Annotated in this window: 1 protein-coding gene; it reads right to left on the bottom strand. The window is 62.6% G+C overall.

The window, feature by feature from the left end; genetic code table 11:
• Positions 1-116: 116 nt before the first annotated feature.
• The gene (locus D5084_RS09105) at positions 117-1,049 is read right to left on the bottom strand and encodes an IS5 family transposase (protein ID WP_128515196.1); all 933 of its coding nucleotides are present in this window, start codon (positions 1,047-1,049) and stop codon (positions 117-119) included.
• Between the last annotated feature and the right edge of the window lie 118 nt (positions 1,050-1,167).

The raw sequence follows: 1,167 nt of genomic DNA, 5'->3' as shown, positions 1-1,167 counted from the left end.
TGTCAGCACCCGATGACGCGCCGGGATCAGGCCCGAAGTTCCCTCTTGCGCAAGGGGCGGTTACACATGTTGCACAAATCGTGTGCTGAGCTGACTTCCCCTTTCCCCGGACGGACTTATCCCGCGACTTCTGTGATGGGTGTGCCGAGCGCGGTGAGGCCGTTCAAGACGGCTACACGGACCTGGAACTCTGCGACCTGACGGTCGAAGTCCCGTGCGCTCAGGCGCTGGCCCAGCAGTTTGACACAGTGCATCTTTGTCTCGACGCGGCTTCGGCGGTGATACCCGCTCCATCGTCGCCAGATGGTTCGACCGACTCGTTTCGATGTGCGCAGGATCTCGTTGCGGGCGATGGCTCCGGCGGTGTCGGGTTTCCACGGCTTGGCGTTCTTGCGCGGAGGGATGATCGCCGTGGCCCCACGGAAAGCGATGGCGTTATGACACTTGCGGGTGTCGAAAGCGCCGTCGGCGGTGACGCTGGCGATCTCCTGCTCAGGCGGGATTTGGTCCAGCAACTCGGGCAGCATCGGCGCATCGCCTACGTCGCTGGACGTGAACTCGGCGGTGCGGATTTCCAACGATTTCTCGTCGATCCCGATATGGATCTTGCGCCAGACCCTGCGTTTGGTGCCCCCGTGCTTGCGAGCGTTCAACTCGCCTTCACCCTCGACCTTGATCCCGGTGCTGTCGACCAGCAGGTGCAGGGGGCCGTCCGAGCCGCGGTAGGGGATGTTCACCTTCAGGGTCCTCTGGCGCCGCGACAAGGTGCTGAAGTCGGGCACGGCCCAGTCCAGGCCGATCAGCCGCAGCAGGCTCTCGACAAACCCCGTGGTTTGTCTGAGCGCCATGTCGAAAAGAACCTTTATAGTGAGGCAGGTCTGGATCGCGGTATCGCCATAGTCACGCTGTCGGCCGCGCTTGCCGGTCTGCGTCGCTTCCCAGGTCATCGCGGGGTCGAACCAGATCGTCAGCGAGCCGCGGCGCTTCAGCGCTTCGTTATAGGCGGGCCAGTTCCTGGTCTTGTAGGTCGGGGGTGTCGGTCTGCTCATGACGCCCAGCTACCATACTGGATTCACAAGATGAATCCCTCTCGCGATTTGTGCAACATGTGTAACCGCCCCTTGCGCAAGAGGGAACTTCGGGCCTGATCCCGGCGCGTCATCGGGT

Source organism: Tabrizicola thermarum, assembly GCF_003574395.1.
In the GTDB taxonomy this organism is placed as follows: domain Bacteria; phylum Pseudomonadota; class Alphaproteobacteria; order Rhodobacterales; family Rhodobacteraceae; genus Tabrizicola; species Tabrizicola thermarum.
The sequence above is the reverse complement of the archived record's forward strand: the minus strand, read 5'-3'. Positions and strand labels throughout refer to the sequence as shown.